This is a genomic window from Cedecea sp., assembly GCF_036500665.1.
Taxonomy (GTDB): domain Bacteria; phylum Pseudomonadota; class Gammaproteobacteria; order Enterobacterales; family Enterobacteriaceae; genus Cedecea.
Genome location: NZ_DASYBS010000029.1, coordinates 68,770 through 88,359, shown reverse-complemented (window position 1 = coordinate 88,359; position 19,590 = coordinate 68,770). Strand labels below are relative to the sequence as shown.

The 19,590-nt window shown below is 53.0% G+C and carries 18 protein-coding genes and 1 tRNA gene; 8 read left to right on the top strand and 11 right to left on the bottom strand.

The genetic code is table 11. From position 1 onward, the window contains the following. The first annotated feature begins 99 nt into the window (after positions 1-99). The 3 genes from VGM55_RS04970 to VGM55_RS04960 are packed head-to-tail and all read left to right on the top strand — an operon-like array spanning position 100 to position 4,847. Positions 100-2,313, top strand: a complete 2,214-nt coding sequence (locus VGM55_RS04970; protein ID WP_154189291.1) for a type I secretion system permease/ATPase — start codon at positions 100-102, stop codon at positions 2,311-2,313. Further along, positions 2,306-3,526 (top strand): HlyD family efflux transporter periplasmic adaptor subunit, encoded by a 1,221-nt coding sequence (locus VGM55_RS04965; protein ID WP_154189292.1) that lies wholly within the window; start codon positions 2,306-2,308, stop codon positions 3,524-3,526. Before VGM55_RS04970 ends, VGM55_RS04965 begins: the two co-directional genes overlap by 8 nt. 4 nt (positions 3,527-3,530) lie before the next feature. After that, a complete protein-coding gene (locus VGM55_RS04960; protein WP_154189293.1) occupies positions 3,531-4,847 on the top strand; it encodes a TolC family protein in 1,317 nt (438 codons plus the stop codon). A gap of 232 nt (positions 4,848-5,079) precedes the next feature. On the opposite strand, the gene VGM55_RS04955 is transcribed toward VGM55_RS04960, so the two are convergent. Then, the gene (locus tag VGM55_RS04955; protein ID WP_154189294.1) at positions 5,080-5,952 is read right to left on the bottom strand and encodes a DUF6998 domain-containing protein; all 873 of its coding nucleotides are present in this window, start codon (positions 5,950-5,952) and stop codon (positions 5,080-5,082) included. A 518-nt stretch (positions 5,953-6,470) separates the two neighbouring features. On the opposite strand from VGM55_RS04955, the gene VGM55_RS04950 reads away from it, so the two are divergent. Continuing rightward, positions 6,471-7,223 carry a hypothetical protein gene (locus tag VGM55_RS04950; RefSeq protein ID WP_331634778.1) on the top strand — a complete coding sequence of 251 codons (753 nt, stop codon included), beginning with the start codon at positions 6,471-6,473 and terminating at the stop codon, positions 7,221-7,223. 177 nt (positions 7,224-7,400) lie between these two features. Here the strand turns inward: VGM55_RS04950 and VGM55_RS04945 are convergent. The 7 genes from VGM55_RS04945 to xerD all read right to left on the bottom strand — a co-directional run bounded on the left by VGM55_RS04945 (position 7,401) and on the right by xerD (position 14,602). Beyond that, positions 7,401-7,474 (bottom strand) — tRNA-Gly (locus tag VGM55_RS04945). Positions 7,475-7,562: 88 nt separating this feature from the next. Further along, positions 7,563-8,315 (bottom strand): amidase activator ActS, encoded by a 753-nt coding sequence (gene actS, locus VGM55_RS04940; protein ID WP_331634777.1) that lies wholly within the window; start codon positions 8,313-8,315, stop codon positions 7,563-7,565. Between the two features lie 65 nt (positions 8,316-8,380). Beyond that, a complete protein-coding gene (lysS, locus tag VGM55_RS04935; RefSeq protein ID WP_154189296.1) occupies positions 8,381-9,898 on the bottom strand; it encodes a lysine--tRNA ligase in 1,518 nt (505 codons plus the stop codon). A gap of 9 nt (positions 9,899-9,907) precedes the next feature. Further along, positions 9,908-11,006 (bottom strand): peptide chain release factor 2 gene (gene prfB, locus VGM55_RS04930; RefSeq protein ID WP_154189297.1). Its coding sequence is split into 2 segments (ribosomal slippage): positions 9,908-10,930 and positions 10,932-11,006, totalling 1,098 coding nucleotides; the frame shifts between segments, so codons are not numbered across the junction. 216 nt (positions 11,007-11,222) lie between these two features. Continuing rightward, positions 11,223-12,956, bottom strand: a complete 1,734-nt coding sequence (recJ, locus tag VGM55_RS04925; protein WP_331634776.1) for a single-stranded-DNA-specific exonuclease RecJ — start codon at positions 12,954-12,956, stop codon at positions 11,223-11,225. 6 nt (positions 12,957-12,962) lie between these two features. Then, the gene (gene dsbC / locus VGM55_RS04920; protein ID WP_154189298.1) at positions 12,963-13,679 is read right to left on the bottom strand and encodes a bifunctional protein-disulfide isomerase/oxidoreductase DsbC; all 717 of its coding nucleotides are present in this window, start codon (positions 13,677-13,679) and stop codon (positions 12,963-12,965) included. A 26-nt stretch (positions 13,680-13,705) separates the two neighbouring features. Further along, positions 13,706-14,602, bottom strand: a complete 897-nt coding sequence (xerD, locus tag VGM55_RS04915) for a site-specific tyrosine recombinase XerD (RefSeq protein WP_331634774.1) — start codon at positions 14,600-14,602, stop codon at positions 13,706-13,708. A 102-nt stretch (positions 14,603-14,704) separates the two neighbouring features. On the opposite strand from xerD, the gene fldB reads away from it, so the two are divergent. After that, entirely contained in the window at positions 14,705-15,226 is a 522-nt protein-coding gene (gene fldB, locus VGM55_RS04910; protein ID WP_154189299.1) for a flavodoxin FldB, read from the top strand. Here the strand turns inward: fldB and VGM55_RS04905 are convergent. After that, positions 15,223-15,645, bottom strand: coding sequence for a protein YgfX (locus VGM55_RS04905; RefSeq protein WP_331634773.1), 423 nt, complete (start codon positions 15,643-15,645; stop codon positions 15,223-15,225). The genes fldB and VGM55_RS04905 overlap by 4 nt on opposite strands. Further along, complete coding sequence (sdhE, locus tag VGM55_RS04900) at positions 15,626-15,892, bottom strand: FAD assembly factor SdhE (RefSeq protein ID WP_154189300.1); 267 nt, start codon at positions 15,890-15,892, stop codon at positions 15,626-15,628. Before sdhE ends, VGM55_RS04905 begins: the two co-directional genes overlap by 20 nt. A 246-nt stretch (positions 15,893-16,138) precedes the next feature. Here sdhE and ygfZ point away from each other — a divergent pair, with 246 nt between their 5' ends. Beyond that, positions 16,139-17,125 (top strand): tRNA-modifying protein YgfZ, encoded by a 987-nt coding sequence (gene ygfZ, locus VGM55_RS04895; RefSeq protein ID WP_331634772.1) that lies wholly within the window; start codon positions 16,139-16,141, stop codon positions 17,123-17,125. Between the two features lie 205 nt (positions 17,126-17,330). Here ygfZ and trhA read toward each other — a convergent pair whose 3' ends face one another. Further along, positions 17,331-17,984 (bottom strand): PAQR family membrane homeostasis protein TrhA, encoded by a 654-nt coding sequence (gene trhA / locus VGM55_RS04890; RefSeq protein WP_154189302.1) that lies wholly within the window; start codon positions 17,982-17,984, stop codon positions 17,331-17,333. Positions 17,985-18,162: 178 nt separating this feature from the next. Between trhA and VGM55_RS04885 the strand changes: the two genes are divergently transcribed. Both VGM55_RS04885 and VGM55_RS04880 read left to right on the top strand, forming a co-directional pair. Continuing rightward, positions 18,163-18,756: an HD domain-containing protein gene (locus tag VGM55_RS04885; protein ID WP_154189303.1), complete on the top strand. Its 594-nt coding sequence runs from the start codon at positions 18,163-18,165 to the stop codon at positions 18,754-18,756. Between the two features lie 42 nt (positions 18,757-18,798). Next, entirely contained in the window at positions 18,799-19,527 is a 729-nt protein-coding gene (locus VGM55_RS04880) for a MurR/RpiR family transcriptional regulator (RefSeq protein ID WP_038479136.1), read from the top strand. Positions 19,528-19,590: the final 63 nt, after the last annotated feature.

Below are 19,590 nucleotides of genomic sequence, written 5' to 3'. Positions count from 1 at the left end.
AACCATTAATGTTATTTCTTTTTTAATTAGTACTACCAGGGGTTGCCCTATAAATAAAGGTAACGGAATTACCAACCTTCAGAGATTCGAAATCCTATTATGAAAGAGCACAACAGCACGCACTCAGCCGCGCCTGCGGGGAAGGACACCCTGCTCAACGCGGTCACCTGGTTAGTGAATGAGCATGGCAAAACGGTGAGCCAGGATGTCCTCTATGCCGGGTTGCCGCGAGGTGAAATATTAACGCCTGCTGTTGCCGTCAGGATGCTAGAGCAGACAGGCATTCATGCCGGATGGATGAAGAGAGATCTTCTGACGCTGCCGGACGACCTCTTTCCGGCAATTATTGCAACCACTGCAGGTGATTACACTCTTCTTCTCGGCAAAGACGGTGAGCGCTTCATACTGCTGGATCCAGTGGAAGAAGAAATAAACCACCTGACGTCCACAGAACTTAGCGAGTGCTATGCCGGATATGCTCTATTATCAAAGACAATTGTTAGACCATCCGCCCGAGCGGATGACGACATTTTGCCCGATGCCTCTCAGGCCGGTCACTGGCTGTTTTCCACCCTCTGGCGCTACCGCCAATATTTTTACAGTGCCGCTCTGGCGGCGCTGCTGGCGAATATTCTGACGCTGTCGACAACGTTTTTCACCATGAACGTTTATGACCGCGTTGTGCCCACCGGTGCCTATGCCACTTTATGGTCATTAGCGATTGGCGTACTCATCGCCATCAGTTTCGAATTTATCTCCCGCCAGATCAGAACATACCTCGTGGATACTGCGGGCAAAAAAGCCGATCTTCTCGTAGGCTCACGGCTATTTCGTAAGACGCTCGCTATCAGAATGGAGTGCAAACCACGTTCGGCTGGCTCCTTTGCCAACCAGCTGCGCGAGTTTGAATCCGTCCGGGATTTCCTCTCTTCAGCGACGCTGGCAACGCTCTCCGATCTCCCTTTCTGCCTGCTGTTCCTGAGCGTGATGTTCATGATTGGCGGCCAGTTGGTCATCATTCCCATACTGGCGGTACCGGTAATCATTATCGCCGGGGTCATTATTCAGTGGCCGCTGTCGCGATACATGAAGGAAAACATCAGCGAAATTTCGCAGAAGCAGGGTCTGGTTATCGAAACCATCGTTGGCCTTGAAACCCTTAAAGCGGCGAAGGGAGAAGGCATGATGCAAAAACGCTGGGATGACTTCAGCGCCCTTGCCGCCGCGTCATCAATGAAAACACGTTATCTTTCCAGCCTGACCAGCAACTTTGTCAGCTACGTTCAGCAGGTGTGTACCGTGCTTATCGTGCTGTGGGGAGTCTATCTCATCCACGCCGGAGAACTCACTATGGGTGCGCTGGTCGGGATGGTGATCCTCTCTGGACGGTCGCTGTCGCCGCTGGCGGCAGTGGTTAACCTGGCAATTCGCTTTCAGCAGGCTAAAACCGCATTAACCTCTCTTAATCAGCTGATGGCAATGCCAACGGAACGCGACAAGCAGGCCCATTTTTTACCGACCCCACCGCTTAAAGGTGAAATTAAGCTTAATCAGACCGGTTTTCACTATCCAAAAATCGGTGTCCAGGAGCCGCAGCAAATTCTGCACGCCCTGAATTTGCAGATTCGCCCCGGTGAACGGGTGGCAATTTTAGGCAGTATTGGTAGCGGTAAGTCGACGCTATTAAAAATTCTGGCCCGCCTGTACCTGCCAACTCAGGGACAGATGACAATGGACGGGCTGGACGTTAATCAGATTGATCCCGCCGACTGGCGCACCGCCTGCGGCTATGTATGCCAGGACAATCGGCTATTTCAGGGCACGCTACGCCACAATATTGTGATGGGGGATCCTGCCGTTAGCACGGAACGCTTCCTGGAAGTCGCCAGGCTTACGGGGATCGATGCACTCGCGCGCCGTCATCCAGCAGGCTATGACATGCCGATAGGCGAAATGGGGCAAGGGCTTTCAGGCGGCCAGCGCCAACAGGTGTCACTTGCCAGATGCCTCCTGTTGGATCCCACTATTCTGCTGATGGACGAACCGACAAGCTCGATGGACACGGCTTCTGAAGCACGGTTTATCGCCCAGCTTAAAATAGTTACCCAGGACAAAACGCTGATAATTGTTACCCACCGCACGGCGGTGCTGGAGCTGGTCGATCGCATTATCGTGCTGGAAGACGGCAAGATCCTGGCAGATGGGACGAAGGAATCCATCATGGCGAAACTTCGCCAGCCTCCACGTAAACCGGCCCCAGTCCACGCCGCTTCTGGGGTAACTGCCAGGCAGGAGGCAGCAGCCAATGCGTAATCAATCCAAAATACAGCCAGGGGACATGCAGTTTCTCGACGATCTGCAAAACGCTATCGTCATACAGAAGCACCCGAGGAGCATGATTGTCCTGTGGCTAATGGCGGTCGTCGTTATCTCAACGCTGGTATGGTCTCATTTTGCTCGCGTAGAAGAGATAACCAAAGGCGATGCCAAAGTCATCCCCGCCAGCCACGAACAGATCATTGAAAGCTTTGAAGATGGCACGCTTGAAAAGCTGTTCGTAAAAGAAGGCCAGCTCGTCGAAAAAGGACAGCCGCTGCTTAAACTTGACTCTACCCGTTCAGAGGCAAGCTATCAGGAGGAGCTATCAAAAACCTACGGTCTTAAGGGCGCAATCTCCCGCGCTCGCGCTGAAGCCTATGATTTACCGCTGACCTTCCCGGAAGGGATCAAAGACTTCCATACCATCGTTCAGGATGAGACAAAAGCCTATCAAACTCGCCGCAAACTGCTGGATGAGAGTATCAGCGCCCTCTCGCACAACTTGATGCTCGCGGAGAAGGAGGTCAATCTTTCTGAACCGCTGGCAAGGCGCGGCTTAATTTCCGATATGGAGATCTTACGTCTACGCCGTCAGGCCAACGATCTGCGCCTGCAAATTGCGGACCGCACCAACAAATACCATTCCGACGCCAACAGCGAACTGACACGTCTTGAATCAGACCTGGCACAGGCTGAGGCAAGACTGGTCGGACGTAAGGACGTGATCAAGCACGCGCTGATTACGGCACCGGTTAAGGGAACGATTAACAGCATTAAAACCACCACCATCGATGGCGTTATCGCCCGCGGGACGCAAATTATGTCGCTTATCCCCGCAGAAGATAATTTGCTGCTGGAGACCAAAATCAAGCCTTCAGAAGTCGCTTTCCTGCACCCGGGACTTGCGGCAACGGTAAAAATCTCGGCCTACGACTTTTCCATCTATGGCGGTCTTAGCGGGGTGATTGAAAGCATCAGCCCGGATACGATTATTGATGAAACCAAAGCTCGCTCGGGACGTGAGGATACAACCTACTACCGGGTGTATATCAGAACCCATGGCTCTAATTTGCATGTTAAGGACAAAAGCTTCCCGATTATCCCGGGAATGACGGCAAGCGTGGAGATTAAAACAGGGGAGAAAACCATTCTGTCCTACCTGCTAAAACCAGTTTTAAAAGCGCGTGAAGCATTCAGGGAGAGATAATGCGATGCGAAAGAACATTTTTGTCTTAAGTCTCATAGCGATGAGCTTCAACTGCGCCGCCTCGCTGGCGGCAAACGATCCGCACAGCCGGGATACTCTTATCCATAGTGCTACCCGCGCTTACCTTGAGCAAACGATCAATCAGGCGCTGGCTTACAGCCCGGAAGTGAAAGTTGCAGGCGCGGACAGCAGCGCGGCACATTACGACATCGATCAGGTTAAGGGACAGCGCTGGCCGCAGGTACAGCTTGGCACCACCGCGCCATTGGCCTCTTTTGGCAGCGGTTCGACGCCGGGCCAAAAACACCCGGGTGACAGCAGCCTTGCCGTTAGCGTCACCACCCCCATTTTTGACTGGGGCAGAAATAGCGAAAGCGTTGACAGCGCGACGCAGCAGGCCAGGGCATCCATGCATCAATATGACTATACCCGTCAGCAAATTGCCTTTAGCACGGTAACCGAATTAATTGATTTCAGCCGCTACAGACAGAACCAAACCATTACGCTGCATTACGTTGAACGTATGCGTAAGTTGGTGAATATGCTGAGCGACATCACCGAAACGGATGCGGGCAGATATAGTGAGTTGGTGCAGGCCAGGGCGAAGCTGCTGGCGGCAGAAACCACGATGCAAAGAGTCAAAGAGCAGCTTCGGCAGTCGGAAATAAAGCTCTTTCGCCTGACCGGAAACGCCGTGACGCTACCGGAAAAGTTCGACTGGACCATGCGCCCAATCCCCCCCTCACTGGTGATGAGCAGGATTATGGACCATCCCTTCTTGCTGAAAGCGCAGGCAGAGGCCAGCGCCTCAGAGCACCAGGCTGCCGCCGTTAAAGCGAGTAGCCTGCCGCAAATTAACTGGGTAATTTCCAAGAATACGTCGAAAGACAGCTACGGCAATGATGAGCAGTGGTACACCGGCCTGAGCGTGCAGTGGAACCTCTTCTCTGGCGGCTCAGACAGAGCGGCGATTCAGGCTTCATCCGCCCGCGCCTCAGCCAGTAAGTCGCAGTACACCCAATCACGTATTGATATGGAGTATCAGATTCAGAACCTGACCCAGAGTCGGGACGCCGCCGAAGTACAAGCGAGGGAGTATAAAAAACTCAGCAATGAGACGGACGAGGTCAGTAAGATTTATTACGAACAGTGGCTACGCCTGGGCAAGCGCACGCTGCTGGATGTGCTCACCGCGGAAAATGACCGTTACAACAACCATATTGCTGCCGTAAACGCCGAACACGATGTTTACAACAACAATATCAAGCTCATCGCCACCGCCAGCATGCTGTTCGAATGGCTTAATATCCGCGCCCGCTAGTTTACCGCTCCACACCCAAATATTTTTTGGGTGTTTTCTTGCCGCTCATTGGCATACCGCATGGTGCCTTGCGTTACGGTACAGGCGTATCTGACAGTCGTCAGGGCAACGCCAATATTTTGAGTATGAGGAAGTTATCAGCATTCTGCCGCGCCAGAAATGTCGTAACCCTATAGATTGACGCCAATGAAGGAGAGTCTTGCAGGAGGCACGACAAAGCCACAAAGCTGCATTACCTAAGGGAGCTGATAAGTTTAAGCGCAACATCTCTGACTGAATCTTGTGTTCGCCCGGAAGCCGCGATCAGCGTCAATGCTTCAATACTCAGGCCGTCCCTGATTATTTTGCGCGCTTTACTGAGACGGCTCCGGCAACTTTTCTCGGTATATCCCTCGTGCGTATGCAGTTGTTCAATGATATCCGCATCAGATAAATGCGGATCGGCAAAACGAGGGTAGTAGGTAACGAAACACGTCATCCCGATAGCCTTGAGGAGCACGGTCAGGGCAGCGCCATTCGCTATCTTCTCTTGCTTGTTCGAATCATCCGTCATCGCTTCGAGCGAGGAGGTTTCAGTAGAGACTTCATTTATTGGCGCGGAATGACAGACAATCAGGTGCGATTTAATGGAAATGACTCGGGGATCAGAAAGAATTGCCCCCTTGAGGATAACAATATGAGCATTAACGTAATCGCTATGCCGAGCGTAATCCCGGATCACTTCATGGGGGATTTTGTAAGCATCAAGAACGTTGTAATGCTCACCGAAAATCACGGCGATCAGATAATCAAAATCGGCGGCCTCGTAGTTACGTAACGCACTAAGTTGGCGGGAAGGACTTTCCGGCGTGACTCTCCTGGCTTTGATCTGCACTTTCATGCCATCAGCATCAATGGCATCAGCCCCTGCCGACGAGTTATTGAGCAGCGTCATTCCCAGCGCGTGAGAAACTAGCCACTCGGCATAATCTCCAACAGGATTATTCAACGTGCGAATTACGCCCCTTGAGCGCAGCTGCGTTAAAATCTCGGAATGAAGTGACAATAACTCGAGATTGCTCAACGAGGTTAGAAAATGCTCTGATATTGAATGGATTTTTTGCAAAATATCTCTCCCCGGCGAAGATGAAATGCCGCCGTAACGCCTGTGAAAAACACCTGTGTTTCGATGTTTCAGAAATGCTTATCGTTATTAGCTCGAAATAAAACGGGCTGTCATTTACCGCATCCGCCAACCGTTCATTCTCAGAGTCATTTGTGTTCAACTCACTGTCATTGCTCTATTCCCTCTTCAGCCTATCCCATTTGACCGCAGATACAATGCCACAATGACGACCAGGATTAGGCCCACACACGTTGTCATCGCCATGAGATGAAGTATTCAAGTGCTTCGTAAAAGGTACCAAACAGTTCTGAGCGGTTTATCACCGACCCTGTATGAAGCCTCGCAAATAATTGACAGCACCTCAATCACATTAAGAGACGCGCTGAAAATGGCCCTTTTATCCGCTAAATTTGTGCAGATGCTCACCGAGGAGCCTCGCTTTGTTCGTGATATTTAGTATCAAGAGACTATGATGCGGTGACTAACACCGCTGGGATGAATTTCGAGGAAATAGCAAGATGTTAAAAACACAGCTTAAGCAAACAGGCTTTTTGGGCAAGTCGCTGCTTGCCGTCGCGATCGTCACAACAACGACAGCATCCTACGCAGCCGAAAGTATTGATCAACTGGCGACACGCATCGGTATGGACCATTTTCGGGATGCGATCAAAAAAGGAGATCGCAACGCATTTATAACGCTTCCAGCAAAGGGATACAAAAACGGTTTAACCGGGCTGCTGCTTAAAACAAATGCTTACATCGATCCTGAATACAGTTTTGCTGATTGTGACGTGGATACGGTTATCGTTTCTGTTCAAGAACACAAAACGCTTCCCGGTTGTCGTGTCTCTTTAAAACTGGCAACAAAAGACCCAAATGGCAGCTATCGCGACAAGGGGATTCGCGTTGAGTATGCGATTGCCACGGGGTCTCAAAAGTTTATCGCCAACAATTCCACCTGGGCGCAGCACGTTATCTCGGGAGACAAAATGCTTGAAGGTGCGCTTCGGCCTGCCAAAGTAACCAATCAAACAGAGCAGATGTGTATGGGTATGGCTCAATTCACCGCAAACGTAACCGAAGGCCGAAACGATGGAATGACCAAAAATGAGTATTATCAGCGACTTGATAATATGAATAGCAAATCAGATGTCACTCCCCAGATAATCGCGCTTTATAAAAGCTTCGTCGACTACGTGTATGCCCATCCTAAACAAGACGGTAAGGTTTCAGCCGCGTTTATTTACACTAACTGCATGAATAAATTCTGATTGACTACGAACCCGATATTACCGGAGCGGTGATCCGCAGAACGTAGATCCCACTGGAACGTCGATAAAGATTATCACGCTGAGCCATCGGCTGTATCACTCCGTTGTAGGAGGATCACGAGCGCCGTCACGTATGGTTTAGAAAAACATTGAGGAATTAATACGTTAGGGAAATTCTGGAGCGGGCGAAGGGAATCGAACCCTCGTATAGAGCTTGGGAAGCTCTCGTTCTACCATTGAACTACGCCCGCTTTGAGGTGCGTTAGGCATTATAGACTTTCAGTCCGCGCTGGCAAGTGCCTTTCCTTCCAGGTGATGGTTTTTCAAGCACTTTTTGTATTAACACGACGGTTTAAGGTAGCGCTGCGGGTCGATCGCCGTGGCGCGATAGCGAATCTGGAAGTGTAAGCGAACCGAGTCCGCCCCCGTGTTACCCATAGTAGATATCTTCTGCCCGGCCCGGACTTTCTCACCGGTATTGACCAGCATCGTATCATTGTGAGCATAGGCGGTGATGTACTCTTCGCTGTGCTTAATCATTATCAGATTGCCATAGCCGCGCAGCTGGTTGCCTACGTAAACCACCGTTCCGGCAGCCGAGGCATAAATTGGCTGCCCGCGAGAGCCTGAAATGTCGATGCCTTTGTTTCCACCATCGCTGCTTGAGAACGGCTCAACAATGTTCCCCTTCGTCGGCCACAGCCAGCAACGCGCCCCCACCGGCGGCGGCGCAGCTTTGGCAATAGCGGTGTTTTGGGAACGTGACGGTGCAGAGGTGCTTTTTGCCGTCGCGGTATTTTTAGGCCTGCTCGCCGATGCAGAACCTTTCACGCGAATCCGCTGGCCAACCTGCAGAGTATAAGGCGCAGAAATACCGTTCAGCCGGGCGAGTTCGCCCACGCTACTGCCGGACATTCGGGAGATTTTAGAGAGCGTATCCCCCCGTTTCACGGTGTAAACCGCGCCGCTGAAGGTGCCTTCGTTTCGGGTGCTTTTCGTCGATTTTGAGGAGGAGCAGGCCGTCAGCAGCAGGCTCATCATGATAATCAAAGCCGTTATGTGCCAGCGTTTAAAGATGCTTTCCTTGCGCAAACCAGTCCCCGGAAACGTCGGTTAACTAGAGAGTATTCCCTCCCCGGTGGGGAGGGATGAGGGTATTACTTCGTCGGGCGCAGAGCCGGGAACAGGATAACGTCGCGAATGGTGTGGCTGTTGGTAAACAGCATAACCATACGGTCGATACCGATGCCCAGACCCGCCGTTGGTGGCAGGCCGTGTTCCAGCGCGGTGACGTAGTCTTCGTCGAAGAACATCGCTTCGTCGTCGCCTGCATCTTTCGCCGCAACCTGGTCCGCAAAGCGCTGAGCCTGGTCTTCCGCATCGTTCAGCTCGGAGAAGCCGTTACCGATTTCACGGCCGCCGATGAAGAACTCAAAGCGATCGGTGATTTCTGGATTCACGTCGTTACGGCGCGCCAGCGGAGAGACTTCTGCCGGGTATTCGGTGATGAAGGTCGGCTGAATCAGGTGGCTTTCTGCCACTTCTTCGAAGATCTCCGTCACAACACGGCCCAGACCCCAGCTCTTCTCGATTTTGATACCGATGGATTGTGCAATCGCCACGGCCTTGTTCATATCGTCAAGGTCGTCGATATTGGTTTCAGGGCGGTGTTTTTTGATGGCCTCACGCATAGTGAGTTTTTCAAACGGCTTGCCGAAATCGAAGATCTCTTCACCGTATTTCACTTCGGTGGTACCCAGAACGTCCTGCGCCAGGGTGCGGAACAGGGATTCAGTCAGTTCAATCAGATCTTTGTAATCCGCATAAGCCATGTAGAGTTCCATCATAGTGAACTCTGGGTTATGGCGCGGAGAGATACCTTCGTTACGGAAGTTACGGTTGATCTCGAATACGCGATCGAACCCCCCCACCACCAGGCGCTTCAGGTACAGCTCAGGCGCAATACGCAGGTACATATCGATGTCCAGCGCATTATGATGAGTGATGAACGGACGCGCGGACGCGCCGCCAGGGATCACCTGCATCATCGGGGTTTCGACTTCCATAAAGTCGCGGCCAACCATGAATTTACGGATGCCGGCCATGATCTGCGAACGCACTTTGAAAGTGTTACGGGAGTCATCGTTAGAGATGAGGTCAAGGTAACGCTGGCGGTAGCGAGTTTCCTGATCGGCCAGGCCGTGGAATTTATCCGGCAGCGGGCGCAGTGCCTTGGTCAGCAAACGCAGTTCGGTACAGTGAATGGACAGCTCGCCGGTTTTGGTTTTGAACAGCTTACCGCGGGCGCCGAGGATATCGCCCAGGTCCCACTTTTTGAACTGTTCGTTGTAGATACCTTCCGGCAGGTCGTCGCGGGAAACGTACAGCTGAATGCGGCCGCCAACATCCTGCAGGGTCACAAAGGACGCTTTGCCCATAATACGGCGAGTCATCATACGACCAGCAACGCAAACTTCTACACCCAGTGCTTCCAGCTCTTCGTTCTCTTTCGTGTCGAAGTCAGCATGCAGTTGGTCTGAGGTGTGGTCACGACGGAAGTCGTTCGGGAAAGCGATGCCCTGCTCACGCAGAGCAGCCAGCTTCTCGCGGCGCGCTTTCAGTTCATTATTAAGATCGACTGCCGCGTCTACGCCCTGTGCTTGTTGTTCAGACATGTTGGTTCCTCATAACCCTGCTTTCAAACTTGCTTCGATAAATTTGTCCAGATCGCCGTCCAGTACCGCCTGCGTGTTGCGGGTTTCAACCCCGGTACGCAGATCTTTAATACGGGAGTCGTCGAGGACGTAAGAACGAATCTGGCTGCCCCAGCCGATATCCGATTTGTTGTCTTCCAGCGCCTGCTTCTCAGCATTCTTTTTCTGCATTTCCAGCTCGTACAGCTTCGCTTTCATCTGCTTCATGGCCTGATCTTTGTTCTTATGCTGCGAACGGTCGTTCTGACACTGGGTAACGGTACCGGTTGGGACGTGGGTAATACGCACCGCAGATTCCGTACGGTTAACGTGCTGACCACCCGCCCCGGACGCGCGATAAACGTCGATGCGCAGATCCGCCGGGTTGATGTCAATATCAATGTCGTCGTCCACTTCCGGGTAAACAAACGCGGAGCTGAACGAAGTATGGCGGCGGCCACCGGAGTCAAACGGACTCTTACGCACCAGGCGATGCACGCCGGTTTCAGTACGCAGCCAGCCAAAAGCGTAATCGCCCTGAATACGGATAGTCACGGATTTGATACCCGCGACTTCGCCTTCGGACTCTTCAATAATTTCGGTTTTAAAACCACGAGCTTCTGCCCAGCGCAGGTACATACGCTCAAGCATGCTCGCCCAGTCTTGCGCTTCCGTACCGCCGGAACCTGCCTGGATATCGATGTAGCAGTCAGCGCTGTCGTACTCGCCAGAGAACATGCGGCGGAATTCAAGCTGTGCCAGCTTGGCGTCCAGCAGATCCAGCTCGGCAACGGCCTCGTTAAAGGTCTCTTCGTCGTCGGCCTCTACCGCCAGCTCCAGCAAGCCGGAAACATCTTCAAGGCCCTGAGCCATTTGATCTAAGGTGTCGACAATCGCTTCCAGCGCGGAACGTTCTTTACCCAGCGCCTGTGCGCGTTCAGGTTCGTTCCAGACATCGGGCTGTTCCAGCTCGGCGTTTACTTCTTCGAGGCGCTCTTTCTTGGCATCGTAGTCAAAGATACCCCCTAAGAACGTCGCTGCGCTCTGTGAGGTCCTGGATGCGGCTTTTTACCGGGTTAATTTCAAACATGCTTAATTTCTTATGTTGATTTCAGAAGACGAAATGCGGTCGTAAACCGGAAAGTTTACCGGATCTACGCCGCATTTTGTAGCATTGTCCCTGACATATAGCCAAGTAATTAGCATTGCAGCAAGGCGGCAATGGACGCATCCCGAATCACATACCTGTGTAAGTGATTCGGGAGAGCGAGAGCAGTTAACGCCGCGGTAACGTCAAGAATGCAGACTATATTGGCCAGAGGTGATCGATGAGCAACTGCACGCTTCGGTTACCGCGAAACTCGTTCACGTCCAGCTTGTAGGCCAGCTCAACTTCACGCACGCCGTTGTCCGGCCAGCAGGTGGTATCAACATTAAAGGCGATACCGTCAAGCAGTGGACCACCGCCAATCGGCTCCACCATCACCTTGAGGTGCCGCTCGCCTACCAGCCGCTGCTGAAGAATTCGGAACTTGCCGTCAAACAGCGGCTCCGGGAACATTTGCCCCCACGGCCCGGCATCGCGCAGCATCTCAGCGACTTCAAGCGTCATCTCTTGCGCAGAAAGCGGGCCATCGGACCAGATTTCCCCCTGCAATAGCGCGGGGTCCAGCCACTCACCAACCAGGTCTCCGAAGCGCTGGCGGAACTCCTCAAAGCGAGCCTCTTCCAGCGACAGCCCTGCGGCCATCGCATGACCGCCAAATTTTAGCATCAGGCCTGGATAGAGCGTGTCGAGGCGCTCTAACGCATCGCGCATATGCAGCCCCTGCACCGAACGGCCAGAACCCTTTAATGTGCCGTCCCCGGCGGGTGCAAATGCAATCACTGGACGATGGAACCGCTCTTTAATGCGCGAAGCAAGGATACCGACCACGCCCTGGTGCCACTCCGGATGATACATCGCCAGCCCGTAGGGCAGCGTTTCGCTGCTGCGCTCCAGCTGTTCACAAAGCGTCAGTGCTTCAACCTGCATCCCCTGCTCAATCTCTTTGCGTGTCTGATTCAACGCATCAAGTTCATTGGCAAGCATTCGCGCTTCACCAATGTTTTCGCTGAGCAGCAGCGCCACGCCAACCGACATGTCGTCCAGTCTTCCAGCGGCGTTAAGCCGCGGTCCCAGCGCAAACCCTAAATCGCTGGCGGCAATTTTTTGCGGTTCACGATTCGCCACTTCAAGCAGTGCCCGAATGCCTGGGCGGCATTTACCCGCGCGAATGCGGCTTAGTCCCTGCCAAGTCAGAATACGGTTGTTGGCATCCAGCGGCACCACGTCTGCCACGGTGCCCAGCGCCACCAAATCGAGCAGCTCGGCCAGATTAGGAATGGCCAGCCCACGCTGTTCGAACCAGCCGTTATCACGCAGATGCGTGCGCAGCGCCAGCATCAGATAAAACGCGACGCCGACACCGGCCAGAGATTTAGACGGAAACTCGCAGTCTGCGAGATTCGGGTTAATGATCGCTTCGGCGGCGGGAAGTGTTTCCCCCGGCAGATGGTGATCGGTAACCAGCACCGGGATACCCAGCGCATGGGCTCGCTCAACGCCCGCATGAGAGGAGATCCCGTTGTCGACGGTCACTATCATCTGCGCGCCGCGGGCGTGAGCCTGATCGACCACTTCCGGGCTAAGTCCATAACCATCTTCAAAACGGTTGGGTACAAGATAACCAATATTCTCAGCGCCCATGCTGCGCAGTGCCAGGACGCTTAGCGCGGTACTGGTCGCCCCGTCGGCGTCAAAGTCACCCACCACAATAATGCGCAGCCCTTCGCGAAAGGCGCCGTAAAGCATGGCGACAGCCTGCTCGACACCGCTGAGCTGCTGCCACGGCAGCATCCCTTTAACACCACGTTCGAGATCCTGCTCATCGCGTACGCCACGGCTGGCATATAACCGCTGTAACAGAGAAGGCAGCGTAGCCGGAAGCGCCACCGAGCTGTCTATAGCCCGGCGGCGGAGTTGCGTTTGCTGTTTCACCCGAGATTAACCACCTGTTTTCATCAGCTGTTTGTGGGCATCCAGCATCTGTTTCATTTCTTTCGGCCCCTGATAGCCAGGGATCATGCTGCCGTTACTCAGGACAATCGCCGGCGTCCCCTGCACGCCAAGCTGTACGCCGAGGTTGTAGTGGTTAGCCAGGTTGATGTCGCAGCTTGCCGGAGCAACGTCGCCGCCCTTCATTGCGGCATCAAACGCTTTGTTGCGGTCTTTTGCGCACCAGATGGACTTCATATCGCTTTCAGCCTGGCTTTTCAGCCCCTGACGCGGGAAGGCCAGATAGCGCACGGTGATCCCGAGCGCGTTATAGTCGCTCATCTCTTCGTGCAGCTTGTGACAGTAACCGCAGGTGATATCAGTGAATACCGTAATCACGTGCTGTTCCTTCGGCGCTTTATAGATAATCATCTCTTTTTCCAGCGCGTTCAGCTTGCCAACCAGCAGCTGGTTAGTCACATTGATCGGCTGCGCGCCGCTCACATCGTAAAGCGGCCCCTGAATCACATGCTTGCCGTCTTCGGTGACGTAGAGCACGCCGCTGTCGGTGAGCACGGTTTTCATCCCGGCAACCGGCGCAGCCTGGATGTCTGATCCCTGTACGCCCAGCTTCGCCAGTGATTGTTTAATGGCGGCGTCATCCGCGTGGGCAAAACCGGAAACTGAAGCGGCCAGCAGCGAAAGCAGCCAAAAACCTTTTTTCATGAGGATTCCTTTATCTCTTGTGGCACTCACGCTCGAGGGTGGTGCTGTTGATGAAGCTGACGTAAACGCGCCGTCGCTACATGTGTATAAATTTGTGTGGTGGACAAATCACTATGGCCCAGCAGCATCTGTACGACACGAAGATCCGCGCCATGGTTCAGCAGGTGGGTGGCAAAAGCGTGCCGCAAAACGTGCGGAGACAATTTTTCACTGTCGATGCCAGCCAATACGGCATAGTGCTTAATGCGATGCCAGAAGGTTTGCCGCGTCATCTGCTGGGCACGACTGCTGGGGAACAAAACGTCCAGCGACTGCCCGTTAAGCATTTCCAGGCGGCCATACTTCAGGTATTGCTCAATCCAGTAAACAGCCTCCTCGCCCAGCGGCACCAGACGCTCTTTATTGCCTTTACCGAGCACGCGAACCACGCCCTGCCGCAGGCTGATATCGCTCATCGTTAGCCCAACCAGCTCCGACACGCGCAGCCCCGTTGCGTAAAGCACTTCAAGCATCGCTTTATCGCGCAGCTCAATGGGCTGGTCGGTGCAGGGAGACTGCAACAGCCGCTCGACCTGCGCCTCACTTAAATCTTTCGGCAAGCGCTGGGGCAGTTTAGGGGATGAAAGCAGCGCGCTGGGATCGTCCTCGCGCATTTTTTCACGATACAGATACTGAAATAATCGCCGCATGGCGCTCAGTAACCGCGCAGAGCTGGTGGCTTTATAACCGCCCTCAATACGCTCCGCAAGCAGCGCCTGTAAATCCGCAGCCTGAACGGTTAAAAAACTGCGCTGCTGACGCTGCAGCCACTCTGCCACCATAGTGAGATCGCGACGATAAGAACTGAGCGTATTTTCAGCCAGATTTCTCTCCAGCCATAGCGCATCCAGAAATTGTTCGATACGGGTCTTATCCTGCTCCACTCTCGACTCCCACTTTGGCGAATTGTGTCCATTATGCATGATGGCGGGCGGGATCTGGTACACTTGGCCATCTGTACGCTATTAAAATGAGTTGTTACTGTTATGAACATTGGTCTTTTTTACGGCTCCAGCACCTGCTACACCGAAATGGCGGCCGAAAAAATTCGCGACATCATTGGTCCGGAGCTGGTGACGCTGCATAACCTGAAAGACGATACTCCGGCCATGATGGAGCAGTATGATGTTTTGATCCTCGGCATCCCGACCTGGGACTTTGGCGAGCTACAGGAAGACTGGGAAGCCGTTTGGCCACAGTTAGATGAGCTGAATCTGGATGGTAAACTCGTGGCGTTGTACGGAATGGGTGACCAGCTTGGCTATGGTGAATGGTTCCTTGACGCGCTTGGTATGCTGCACGACAAGCTGGCGCCTCGCGGTGCACAGTTTATTGGCTACTGGCCAACCGAAGGTTACGAATTTACCAGTCCCAAACCGGTTATTGCAGACGGGCAGCTGTTTGTTGGCCTGGCGCTGGATGAAACCAACCAGTACGACCTGAGCGACGAACGCATTGAAACCTGGTGCGAGCAAATTCTTGGCGAAATGGCCGAGCGTTTCGCCTAAACCTGCCCGCTTCTGCTCGCCTGTTGTTGCATCAGCAGGCGGCGTAAATCACGCCATTCACCGATATCCATGCTGTCAGCGGCCAGCCAAAGATGCTGGCAACGGTGCTTACCCGGCCGACGCAGTCTTAGCATCACGCCGCTATCTATCACCCACGGATTACCGACAATATCCCAGTCACGCCCTTGCCAACGCAGACGAAAATCCGTCAACAGTTTGATTTCACCCTGACGTGCGTGAATACGGCGCTGGCTGCGCACGCTGTCGAAAACCACAAGAGAGAGCAGCAGCATCCAGATGAGCGTGTAGCTCATCGGCCACGGCATCAGCAGCACAAGTAGCGCCACCAGGCCATGGAGGAGCAATGAAAGCCACTGCGCTCGCCAGGAAACCCGAAGATCAGATTGCCACAGGACCACGTTCTTTATTCCGAGTCTGAATCAGGGTAACCATACGCTGGAGTTCCGTATCCGCAGGTTTACCGTGGTTCATCAACCAGTTAAACAGGTCAGGATCGTCAGACTCCAACAGGCGGACAAACAGCCGTTTGTCGCTGTCGCTGAGCGTTTCGTATTCATGTTCGAAGAACGGCATAATCGAAATATCGAGCTCGCGCATTCCACGGCGGCACGCCCAGTGAATTCGGGCTTTATTATTGATATCCATGTGCTCTTTCCTGCTTAGCCATCAAGTTGGGTACGGAGTTAGTGTAACGTGTTTTCGTCACCAGGATTACCGGAATGTTCCATTGTGCGCACTTTCCCGGCACAAACCTATGTAACAGCATCGATTGCACAAGATTCCTCGGGGTTGCTCGTAAACGCACGAATGGCGTTATCAAACTGCTTGCATTGCCCTCTGGCTCTTTTACCATTGAGAGATTAAACCGTTGGATAACCCGGGATCTTTGTTATGGCTTTTAATCCGTTTCCTCCTCGCCAGCCCAGTGCCGCAGCCCGTCTGCCGCTGACGCTGATGACGCTTGATGACTGGGCTCTCGTCACCGCCGTAGGTGCAGACGCAGAGAAATATCTGCAGGGTCAGGTCACCGCTGACGTGGCTAAGCTTGATGCGGGCCAGCATCTGCTGTGTGCCCATTGCGATGCCAAAGGGAAGATGTGGAGTAACCTTCGCCTGTTCCGCCGCGGTGAAGGCTTCACTTTTATTGAGCGCCGCAACCTGCGGGATGCCCAACTGACGGAGCTGAAGAAATATGCCGTCTTCTCCAAAGTGACCTTCACCACGGATGACACCAGCGTCCTGTTAGGATTGGCCGGTTTCCAGGCACGTTCTGCGCTTGCTGTCGTTTTCGATACGTTGCCGGACGAACAGACTCAAGTTGTTCAGCATGGCGCAACAACATTGTTATGGCTGAACCTGCCTGCGGAACGCTTCCTGATTGTTACCGATGAAGAAACGGCACAGAGCCTGACCGAGAAACTGCGCGGCGAAGCCCAGCTCAATGACAGCCAGCAGTGGCTGACGCTGGAAATCGAAGGTGGTTTGCCGGTTATCGATTGCGCCAACAGCGCGCAGTTTATTCCACAGGCGACCAACCTTCAGGCGCTGGGCGGCATTAGCTTCAAAAAGGGCTGCTACACTGGCCAGGAAATGGTCGCCCGTGCGAAGTTTCGGGGGGCGAACAAACGAGCCCTCTGGCTGTTGACCGGTACCGCAGGCCGCGTCCCGGAAACCGGGGAAGACCTTGAGCTGCAGATGGGTGAGAACTGGCGTCGTACCGGCACCGTGCTTGCTGCCGGACTGTTAGACGATGGTCGCTTGCTGTTGCAGGCAGTGTTGAATAACGATCTCGAACCGGACAGCGTTTTGCGCGTGCGTGACGATGCCAGCGGCAGGCTGGCACTTGAGCCGCTGCCTTATTCTCTGGAAGAAAGTTAATCGAAAGCTGAGCCCCCTAAAACAGGGGGCTCAGCTTGATGACAAACAGCCGAAAAACGTGGTTTTCGACTGTTTGGGGCAAACCAGAGAACATTATTCATTGTTTTTATTAGACCTGGGTTCGGACTTTTTTAGAACAATGAACTTTGTCAGCAGTCTCAGCCCCCTAAAACAGGGGGCTTTGTTTTATCGCGGGTTGAGCGTTTTAGCGGATATAGAGATAAATCGCGAGGAAGTGACAAACGCTGCCGCCCAGCACAAACCCGTGCCAGATAGCATGGTTGTACGGAATGCGTTTGCAGACGTAGAAAATAACCCCAAGCGAATAAACGATGCCGCCAATCGCCAGTAGCGTCACGCTGCCCGGCGCCAGCTTGACCACCATCTGGTAGATAACCACCAGCGACAGCCAGCCCATCAGCAGATAAGTCACCAGCGACAGCACCTTAAACCGGTGGGCGATAGTGAGCTTGAACAGGATCCCGGCCAGCGCCAGGCCCCAGATAACAATCATCAGCCCTTTTGACAGCGGCGAGTTGAGCCCCACCAGTAAAAAAGGCGTGTAGGTACCGGCAATAAGCAGATAGATGGCGCAATGGTCGAACTTTTTCAGCCATCGTTTAGCCCGCTCGTGCGGGATGGCGTGGTAGAGCGTTGAGGCAAGAAACAGCAGGATCATGCTGCCGCCGTAAAGGCTGTAGCTGGTAATCGCTGTCACGCTGGCGTTGGCGTCAACCGCCTGCACCAGCAGCAATACCAGGCCAACGATGCCGAACACCAGCCCAATACCGTGGCTGATGCTGTTGGCTACTTCCTCAGCCAGAGAATATCCATGCGCGATAAGTGGTTTGCGAGCCATCTGGCTCCTCCCGGAGATATAGAAGAATAAAGCAGCACCACTAGCCTAACTGAGAATGATTCCAGTGAACACATGTAAGCTAAAATAAATGTGTGAGCGCCTGTGACGACCTCGGTTCGTCAGTTTGGATGATTTCTTTTACAATCAAACGACAGCGTAAAAAACAGGAAAAAACACGATGCAACAGGCATTTGGCGAGATGAGTGAGGTCATCCATTTTTTGATGGAGATCGATAAGCTCAAGCTGGTTCAGCGCCGTACCAAAATCATCGGCCATGAACGCCATGAAAATTCCGCGGAGCACAGCTGGCATTTTGCCCTGGCGGCGATGAGCCTTGCGCCCTGGGCCAGGGAAGACGTGAATATCCAGCGAGTGATTCAGATGGCGCTGCTGCATGACATCGTGGAGATCGACGTTGGCGATGTACTGGTTTACGACATTGCCGCCCGTGAAGCCATTGCCGACAAAGAAGCCGCGGCCGCACGCCGCCTGTTTGGTTTATTACCCGCGCCACAAGGGCCACAATTCCTCGCGCTGTGGGAAGAATATGAGTCGGGCACCAGCCCTGATGCGCGTTTTGCCGGAGCGCTGGATCGTATTTTGCCTATCCTGCTGAATCTGCATAACGAAGGGCAAAGCTGGCGGGAGAATAATATTTCCCTGCAGCAGGTATTAACCCGCAACGCACAGGTGGGAGAAAGCTGGCCGGAATTATGGCAACATGTCGAACGCCAATTATATCTGGCACACGAGAAAGGCTGGCTGCGTTAGCCCTGGCCGTTAGCAAAAGTCGACTCAGCAGGAAGAGAGAGTATGTTTACCCACGCGGCAATCGCCAACCTGAACGGTCTGGAAATGATGGTCTACAACTTTGTCATTAAAAACAAAGACAAAGTGATGTACATGACCATCCGTGAGCTGGCAGATGCCGCAGGCGTCTCCACCACCACCGTGCTGCGTTTTTGCCGCAAGCTCAACTGTGAGGGGTATTCCGAGTTTCGCGTTCGCTTTAAATTATATCTGGAGCAAACGGAATCACAGCCAGCTAATTTCGGCAGCAGCGAAATCATCAGCTTTTTTAAAAGCACCAATAACGAAGAATTTGATACTCTCATCGACCACGCGGTAGATATTATATGTTCATCTGAGCGTATTATTTTTGTCGGTGCGGGAACTTCAGGTGCATTAGCAAAATACGGCGCACGCTTCTTTTCTAACGTCGGTAAATTCAGTAACCATATCGATGATCCTTATTTCCCGGTTACCAACGATATGGCACGTAACGCGTTGGCTATTGTACTTTCGGTTTCCGGCGAGACGGAAGAGATCTTACGCTTTGCCAGCCAGTTCAGCCTCCATCACTGTAAAGTGATGTCTATCACCAGCCATGAGAACTCGTCGCTGGCTAAGTTAGCTGACTTTAATATTTCCTGGCATATTCCACCGGTACGTATTGCCGGAGTTTATGACATCACTACACAAATTCCCGTTATTTATATTCTTGAAACCATTGGCCGCCGTTTGGCGAAAAGAATGCTATAAAAAACATCCTGTTTTTTATTTGTGACAAATCACAACTCACGCTATTTGTTATATCGTGACAAT